This window comes from Arthrobacter sp. SPT-J7, from assembly GCF_059089965.1.
In genome coordinates this window covers 1-6,117 of sequence record NZ_JBNHFF010000198.1, presented here as the reverse complement: position 1 = coordinate 6,117, position 6,117 = coordinate 1, and the positions used below count along the sequence as shown (strand labels likewise).

Below are 6,117 nucleotides of genomic sequence, written 5' to 3'. Positions count from 1 at the left end.
GTTTCTACGTAGGAAACTTCGGAAACTACAACAAGACCTACGGCGCCCTGGGCGGCGTGATCGTAATGTTGCTGTGGCTGTGGATCCTGAACATGTCTCTGCTCTTTGGTGCCGAGTTCGACGCCGAGATGGAGCGGGGCCGCCAACTCCAGGCAGGTATCAAGGCTGAAGAGACCATCCAGCTGCCGCCGCGTGACACCAAGAAGAGCGAGAAGCTGCAGAAGCAGGAGGAAGAGGACATCCAGCACGGACGTGAACTGCGGGAGAAGTACAGCGCGCAGAACGGCCAGGACGGGGATTCCGGGGGGAACGGAGACAACGGCCAAAGCGGTAACCAGGATTCCGGCCAGCCCGGAAAGCCGCACCGGGACCGGGTTCGGGACAAGCTGCGTGACCAAGGTACCGGCCGCGACTAGACACTGGGACCGGGACGCGGCTGGCCCGCAGCTCCGCGCAGGCGGCAGCCAGTTTCGGGGACTAGGCAGGACCTGCAAGATGGGGGAAAATTGTGTTGGAGGGTCCTGTTCAGGTTTCCCAGGTCAACAACAAGGTGGCCCGGGACGTAGGCGGGGCCGGCGGTGAGATGGCCTCTTCTGAGACCGAGGCCAGTCCCCCCAGTCGCCGTCGGCCCCCTCGATCCAGTGAAGTCCCCGGCGCAACTGGACAAAACGAGCCGTACTGCCATACGTTCATGATTACCCTGCTGGTTCCCTTGGGATCCGGCAGTGCCGCTGAAGCAGAAACGGCGGCGACACGGTCGACCCCGAATGAGCGAATATGCCTGCCACCCATTTTGAAGACTTTCTCGCCGAAGCAGTTGTCGCAGACAGGGAGCCTGGCCTGGGCCTCCAACGCGATGAGCTCTACGGGCTCTACACCAGCTGGTGCCTCCTCCACAAGGCACAGCTTCAAGCTCCGGAAGCCCTGTGGGAGGCGCTTCAGTCCCACGGGATCAACCCGGACAGCAACAACTTGTCCATGACGGGTCCTGCCGCTGCCGACTACATCGTGGCGAGCGCACCGGACCTGGTCTGACAACCTCTTCTCGAACCTGTTGAAGTTGCCTGACGCTGGTTAGCATTGAACATGGTTAGCGGTTAGTATCCGCAGGCCACCAGCCGAAGGGAGAATCACCATGGGTTTGGATGACAAGATCGACAACGCCGCAGAGAAAATGGGCGGCAAGGCCAAGGAGGCTACCGGTGCGGCCACCCATGACGAGGGCCTTCGTTCCGAAGGCAAGATGGACCAGGCCAAAGCGGACTTGAAACAGGCCGGCGAGAAAGTCAAGGACGCTTTCAAGAAAGACTGAGTATTGCGAAAAGGGCCTGCTGCGGAGCACCGCGGCAGGCCCTTTTGCTTTGCCGGATCGGTGGCTACGCAGGCTCGGTGACGGGCGCCGTGAGCTGCTGCGGCCATCAGCATACTGAGCAGTTTTGGAACCCACGGCAGGAAAGGAGGGACGGACCGTAGCCCTACTTAATCAGCGCGAGAGCGAATCCGTCCCAGCCTTTGGAGCCCACTGTCTGGATGACGGTGGCATCCAGCCTGGGATGGACGCCCAACAGCGTGAGAGCATCAACAATTCCCTGCGCATTGACGGGATCCAAGCCCGGGTCCATAACGGCACCTTCCCAGATGGTGTTGTCCAGCACAACGGTTGTCCCCGGGCGCCCCAGGCGCACTGCCCAGTCCAGATAATGGCTGTTGTTCTCCTTGTCCGCATCTATAAAGATGAAGTCGAAGGGCTCCCGGTCCTCATCCGCCAGTGCGGCGAGGGTGTCCAGGGCTGGTCCGAGCCGGATCTCCACCTTCTGCCCCAAACCCGCCGCATCGATGTTGGCCCACGCCACTTCCGCGTGCTTGGGGAGGAATTCGCAGGTGACCAAAGTGCCGTCGTCGGGCAGTCCCTGCCCCATCCAAATGGTGCTGAAACCGGCCAGGGTTCCTATCTCAAGGACGCGGCGCGCGCCGGAGAGCTGAACCAGGAGCTTGAGGAGTTTGCCGGCGTTGGGCGCCACCTCGATGGCCGGCATCCCCGCGGCAGCCGCGGACTGCACTGCCCTGAGCACGCCCGGATCAGGGTGGACCACGACGTCGGTCAGGAACTTCTCCGTGGCAATCCACTCTGGCCGGGGCTTGTGCTCAAACATGGGCACAGTCTGGCACGCGGCCACGCGCGGGTCCAGAGAAATTGCGGCCGACTCCGGACGGGACGCCCGCGTTCAGGAACCGTCGGAGAGCGCTTCTTCCAGGCGGTCCACTTTGGCAGTCAGCTCACCTGAGTAACCGGGCCGGATGTCCGCTTTGATGACCAGGGAGACCCTGCTGCCGTAGCGGCCTACGGCCTCAGTGGCGCGCTTCACGACGTCGAACACTTCATCCCACTCACCCTCGATGGTGGTGAACATCGAGTCGGTTTTGTTGGGTAGGCCCGACTCCCTGACGATCTTCACGGCGGCGGCGACGGCGTCATGGACGGAAGCGTCACCCGGCCTGGAACCTTCGCTGGGAGTACCGGACGGGGCGACAGAAAACGCAAGCAGCATGAAGCCCAGTGTGCCATGGCGCAGGCGACGCCGCAGGCAAGGGCGGGCGACGCCACCGTCACATAACCCCCTACCCTTCAGTAACGGTGAAGGGCGGAGGCTCGATTGCTAACCTTTTGGCATGAGCCTCGCAGTCGCCCGCAAGCCCCTCCGCGCCGACGCCGCGCGGAACGTGGACAAGATCATCACGGCGGCGCGCCGATGCTTCCGGGAATTCGGCCCGGAGGTACCGCTGCAGACCATTGCGGCGACAGCCGGAGTGGGCCCGGCAACCCTCTTCCGGAACTTCTCGGACAAGGAGGAGTTGGTCCTCGCAGCCCTCAACCGGCAGTTGCGGCTCACCGTGGATCCAGTGGTGGACGGGGCCCTTGCCGATATCGACGCCGCAGCGGGACTGCTGCGGGTGATGGAGGCCCTAATGGCCGTCGCCAGCGACGACGCCAATCTTTTGGGCGCTGTTGCCGGCCGCCGGGAGCTCCTGACCGGCATCACGGGTTCGCTGATGGAGTCAATGAGTGTGCTCCTGGTACGGGGCCAGGGCCAAGGCAGCCTTCGCGCGGACATCTCCATGACGGACATGTTCCGGCTGCTCGCGATGCTGATCGGAGTCGTGGACACGATGGAACCCGGATCAGACGCCTGGCGCCGTCCACTGGCCCTGGTGGAGGACGCCATCCGAACGGTCCGGCCCAGCCGCCCGCTGCCCGTCCAGGTGCCCCTGCCTGCCTCTTCCCTGGCGGGCCAGCAGCCCCTCTAGCCGCAGGAATCCAGCACGCAGGACGCTTGGTCCTCCCCATTGTGGGCCTCCAACGGGTGCAATACACTTCAAGTGGGTTACGCAGCCAGCCTCTGTTTTCTCCAGATGGAGCCCCTCGATGCCACAGTTCCTCCACCTCCGGCCCTTGACAGCGCCAGCGCGATGAACAACTCGCGGCTTCTGCACTACATCAACGATCCGCGCGGCCCTGAGGAAGTCCTTCCTACCCTGCCGGCAGAGGAACTCGCAAAACTGCTGGATGCCCTCTACCAGAACCTTGACACTTTCGAGCCCGAGTTCGGTGCCCAGGCCTGGTATGAGATGGCCGTTGAAGAAAGCTCGCGGCGGTCAGCTGCACCTGATGGCGCCACCCACGGGGTAGCGTAGCCACTGACGCGCATCAGCGTGGACTCCCCCTGATGCCCGTATTCTTTTGGTCTGCCCGCGCTAGTCGCTGTCAGTTGCTCCCCTGGCGCGGATCTCCCTGCGCACCAAGGCCTGCAGCGCAGGAACCTGGGAAGCGGGATCCACGTCCATCGCCCGTTGAAGGCTTTCGGCGAGCGCCTCCAGGTCCTCGGCCGGCACGTTGGAAATACCGGCAAAACGGGTGAAGAAACGCTTGACAGGCAGCCCCGCGCGTCGTCGAAAATCTTTGTGGGAACGGTGTCTTCCGGCCTTGGCCGCGGCCGCGTGCAGTTGATCTTCCATCGTTGCCATTCATACAAATCGTGGGGGCCAACTGCATAGCCGCTCTCATAGTACAACTCACCTCCACGGGCAAGGGAAGAGATTTACGCCACGTTCTTACTCGTGGGTTTAGTTCCAGCCCAGCATCCGGAGCAGCGCCGCCGTCCCGGCACCGGCCACTACCACGACAAGAAACGGGGCCCTGAGGGCCAGTGCGATTGCAGCTGCGGCGAGCGCACCCAGGCGTGCATCGGCTGCCAGGGCCTGCCCTGACGCTACCGCGTTCACCACGGTCAGGGACGCAAGCAACCCGATGGTTATGGTACCTGCGATCCGCGACATCCTGGGGTTCTCCAGCAACCTCGCCGGGACAAAGTAGCCCACCAGCTTCCAGGCGTACGCCAAGGCACAGGCAATCAGCAGCCAAACCCAGAGGCTCATTTGCCTGCCCCCGGGGTGCCGCCCTCGCGGCGCTGGTGGTCACGGTGTTGGCCGTGCAAGCCCTGATGGTCTGTGTCGCCCTGGTGGTGCTCCCGGTAGGGATCCACGTCCGGTTCAAGGCCTTCATCACTCCGGCCATGGCTGAACCAGCCCATCACAGCCGCCACCACGGCGGCCACCAGGATCGGCACGCCGGCAGGAACGAAGGGCACTGCCACCACCGTGGCCACGGCGCACACCACCGCAATGGCGATCGGTTCGCGGCCCTTCAGCCGGGGCCAGAGCAGGGCCAGGAAAGCTGCCACCGCTGCCCCGTCCAGTCCCCACTGCTTGGGGTCCCCCAGCCCGCTCCCGGCGAGTGCCCCCACTGCCGTGAACAGGTTCCAGAGCACGTAGATGCCGAGGCCGGCTGCCCAAAACCCGCGGAGCTGCTCGGCGGGGTCGGTTTGGCCGGTGCTGGTGGCTGTAGATTCGTCGATGGTCACCTGGGCGGCCACGTACTTACGCCACCCTGTGGGGCGCAGCAAGGCGTTGAGCTGCATGCCGTAGATGCCATTGCGCATACCCAGGAGCGTGGCTGCGCTCATCGCGGCAATGCCTGAGCCGCCTCCACCCACTACCCCGATAAACGCAAACTGTGAGCCGCCGCTGAACAGGAGCAGGCTCAGCGCCATTGTCTGCCAGAAGTCCAGCCCGGACGTGACGGAGAGTGCCCCGAAGGATATTCCGTACAGGCCAGTGGCAACGCTGATGGAGAGCCCCACGCGCACGGCCGGGGAAGCCAGGAGTTTCACTGCCACGAACCTGCTGCAGGCTTTCGAAGGCTCCACGCCCAGAGGATCAGCGGCGCCTGAAGCGGGAGGCGCAGCGCGTGGACCGTGCGCTGCAGGGCGGTTCCCCGAGGCCCGTAGGCCCGGTGGAGGGCATCGGCATGGCCGGCGAGGAAGGCGATGAACATCGCGGTAAGAGCGGTCGCGGCCGCCTTGCGCGTCAGCGGGATAAGAATACCGACGGCGGCCGCGAGTTCCAGCAGGCCACTGACAGCGATCCATTCCTCCCTGGTCATCACGGCCAGGGGCCCACGGCGGTCCTGTTCCGGGCCGCCATCGAAGGCACCTGTGCCGCCGGCGCCGGCACCGCCGTCGCCCGGCTCGTGCCGGTACGTGTCCTCAAGGCAGAGGTAGTCGGGCACCACCTGGCGGAAGAAGCCGGGGTCACGGAAATGTTTCATGGCACTGGCCAGCAGCAGGGCGCTCATGGCTGCAGCGGAAAGGCTCTGGAAGGCCCGGCCGGACCGGGAAAAAGGCATGGCACCACTCAATCACAAGCACGGCAGGCCTTTGAAACCGCAAGACCCCTGTAAACCCCCAGGCCCGCTGAAGCTTCCCGCCCGGCAAACCGTCAGGTCCAGGCGGAAAACGAACTTCCGTACGGCGCTGGCGGCGCGGTGTAGTCGAGGGGTTGTCCGGCCACCCGGAGCGGCGGCAGGGCGTAGCGAAGTAGCCCGTAAGTGCTCGCCATGGTGCCCAATTCGGGTTCAGGCACCGGGCTTGTCCTGCCGCCTGAATGCACGGCCGGCAGGCTGAAAAGTTCTTCCGCGGTGCGGACCAGCGACAACCGGGCAAATCCGCCAAGGCCGGCCTGCCGGCGCCGGGCGAGCAGGGCGATGGCCGCCGCGGCCAC

11 protein-coding genes and 1 pseudogene are annotated in these 6,117 nt (G+C 64.6%); 5 read left to right on the top strand and 7 right to left on the bottom strand.

What is annotated here, in order from left to right; genetic code table 11:
• From AC5RWX_RS29170 to AC5RWX_RS29160, 3 genes are all read left to right on the top strand, one after another.
• The coding region (locus AC5RWX_RS29170) for a YihY/virulence factor BrkB family protein (RefSeq protein WP_494099723.1) at nt 1-416 on the top strand (416 nt) is incomplete at its 5' end.
• 361 nt (nt 417-777) lie between these two features.
• Complete coding sequence (locus tag AC5RWX_RS29165; protein WP_494099722.1) at nt 778-1,035, top strand: hypothetical protein; 258 nt, start codon at nt 778-780, stop codon at nt 1,033-1,035.
• 100 nt (nt 1,036-1,135) lie between these two features.
• The gene (locus AC5RWX_RS29160) at nt 1,136-1,312 is read left to right on the top strand and encodes a CsbD family protein (RefSeq protein ID WP_494099721.1); all 177 of its coding nucleotides are present in this window, start codon (nt 1,136-1,138) and stop codon (nt 1,310-1,312) included.
• A 163-nt stretch (nt 1,313-1,475) separates the two neighbouring features.
• On the opposite strand, the gene AC5RWX_RS29155 is transcribed toward AC5RWX_RS29160, so the two are convergent.
• Entirely contained in the window at nt 1,476-2,153 is a 678-nt protein-coding gene (locus AC5RWX_RS29155) for an O-methyltransferase (protein ID WP_494099720.1), read from the bottom strand.
• A gap of 72 nt (nt 2,154-2,225) precedes the next feature.
• A complete protein-coding gene (locus AC5RWX_RS29150; protein ID WP_494099719.1) occupies nt 2,226-2,549 on the bottom strand; it encodes a thiamine-binding protein in 324 nt (107 codons plus the stop codon).
• A gap of 121 nt (nt 2,550-2,670) precedes the next feature.
• Between AC5RWX_RS29150 and AC5RWX_RS29145 the strand changes: the two genes are divergently transcribed.
• Nucleotides 2,671-3,306, top strand: a complete 636-nt coding sequence (locus AC5RWX_RS29145; RefSeq protein ID WP_494099718.1) for a TetR/AcrR family transcriptional regulator — start codon at nt 2,671-2,673, stop codon at nt 3,304-3,306.
• A gap of 105 nt (nt 3,307-3,411) precedes the next feature.
• Nucleotides 3,412-3,693, top strand: coding sequence for a hypothetical protein (locus AC5RWX_RS29140; RefSeq protein ID WP_494099717.1), 282 nt, complete (start codon nt 3,412-3,414; stop codon nt 3,691-3,693).
• A 60-nt stretch (nt 3,694-3,753) separates the two neighbouring features.
• Here the strand turns inward: AC5RWX_RS29140 and AC5RWX_RS29135 are convergent, their stop codons facing one another.
• The 5 genes and pseudogenes from AC5RWX_RS29135 to AC5RWX_RS29115 form a co-directional block, all read right to left on the bottom strand.
• The gene (locus AC5RWX_RS29135; protein WP_494099716.1) at nt 3,754-4,023 is read right to left on the bottom strand and encodes a hypothetical protein; all 270 of its coding nucleotides are present in this window, start codon (nt 4,021-4,023) and stop codon (nt 3,754-3,756) included.
• A gap of 99 nt (nt 4,024-4,122) precedes the next feature.
• Nucleotides 4,123-4,434: an AzlD domain-containing protein gene (locus AC5RWX_RS29130; RefSeq protein ID WP_494099715.1), complete on the bottom strand. Its 312-nt coding sequence runs from the start codon at nt 4,432-4,434 to the stop codon at nt 4,123-4,125.
• Nucleotides 4,431-5,228: an AzlC family ABC transporter permease gene (locus AC5RWX_RS29125; protein ID WP_494099724.1), complete on the bottom strand. Its 798-nt coding sequence runs from the start codon at nt 5,226-5,228 to the stop codon at nt 4,431-4,433. Before AC5RWX_RS29125 ends, AC5RWX_RS29130 begins: the two co-directional genes overlap by 4 nt.
• Nucleotides 5,225-5,743 carry a DoxX family protein gene (locus tag AC5RWX_RS29120; protein ID WP_494099714.1) on the bottom strand — a complete coding sequence of 173 codons (519 nt, stop codon included), beginning with the start codon at nt 5,741-5,743 and terminating at the stop codon, nt 5,225-5,227. The genes AC5RWX_RS29125 and AC5RWX_RS29120 overlap by 4 nt, the downstream gene beginning before the upstream one ends.
• A gap of 92 nt (nt 5,744-5,835) precedes the next feature.
• Nucleotides 5,836-6,117, bottom strand: a pseudogene (locus AC5RWX_RS29115) (CoA transferase); the annotation flags it as partial.

What these genes read in the sequence shown, in the direction of transcription:
- AC5RWX_RS29165 (WP_494099722.1), top strand. Translation starts at nt 778, where the DNA reads ATGCCTGCCACCCATTTTGAAGACTTTCTCGCCGAAGCAGTTGTCGCA.
- AC5RWX_RS29160 (WP_494099721.1), top strand. Translation starts at nt 1,136, where the DNA reads ATGGGTTTGGATGACAAGATCGACAACGCCGCAGAGAAAATGGGCGGC.
- AC5RWX_RS29155 (WP_494099720.1), bottom strand. Translation starts at nt 2,153, where the DNA reads ATGTTTGAGCACAAGCCCCGGCCAGAGTGGATTGCCACGGAGAAGTTC.
- AC5RWX_RS29150 (WP_494099719.1), bottom strand. Translation starts at nt 2,549, where the DNA reads ATGCTGCTTGCGTTTTCTGTCGCCCCGTCCGGTACTCCCAGCGAAGGT.
- AC5RWX_RS29145 (WP_494099718.1), top strand. Translation starts at nt 2,671, where the DNA reads ATGAGCCTCGCAGTCGCCCGCAAGCCCCTCCGCGCCGACGCCGCGCGG.
- AC5RWX_RS29140 (WP_494099717.1), top strand. Translation starts at nt 3,412, where the DNA reads ATGGAGCCCCTCGATGCCACAGTTCCTCCACCTCCGGCCCTTGACAGC.
- AC5RWX_RS29135 (WP_494099716.1), bottom strand. Translation starts at nt 4,023, where the DNA reads ATGGCAACGATGGAAGATCAACTGCACGCGGCCGCGGCCAAGGCCGGA.
- AC5RWX_RS29130 (WP_494099715.1), bottom strand. Translation starts at nt 4,434, where the DNA reads ATGAGCCTCTGGGTTTGGCTGCTGATTGCCTGTGCCTTGGCGTACGCC.
- AC5RWX_RS29120 (WP_494099714.1), bottom strand. Translation starts at nt 5,743, where the DNA reads ATGCCTTTTTCCCGGTCCGGCCGGGCCTTCCAGAGCCTTTCCGCTGCA.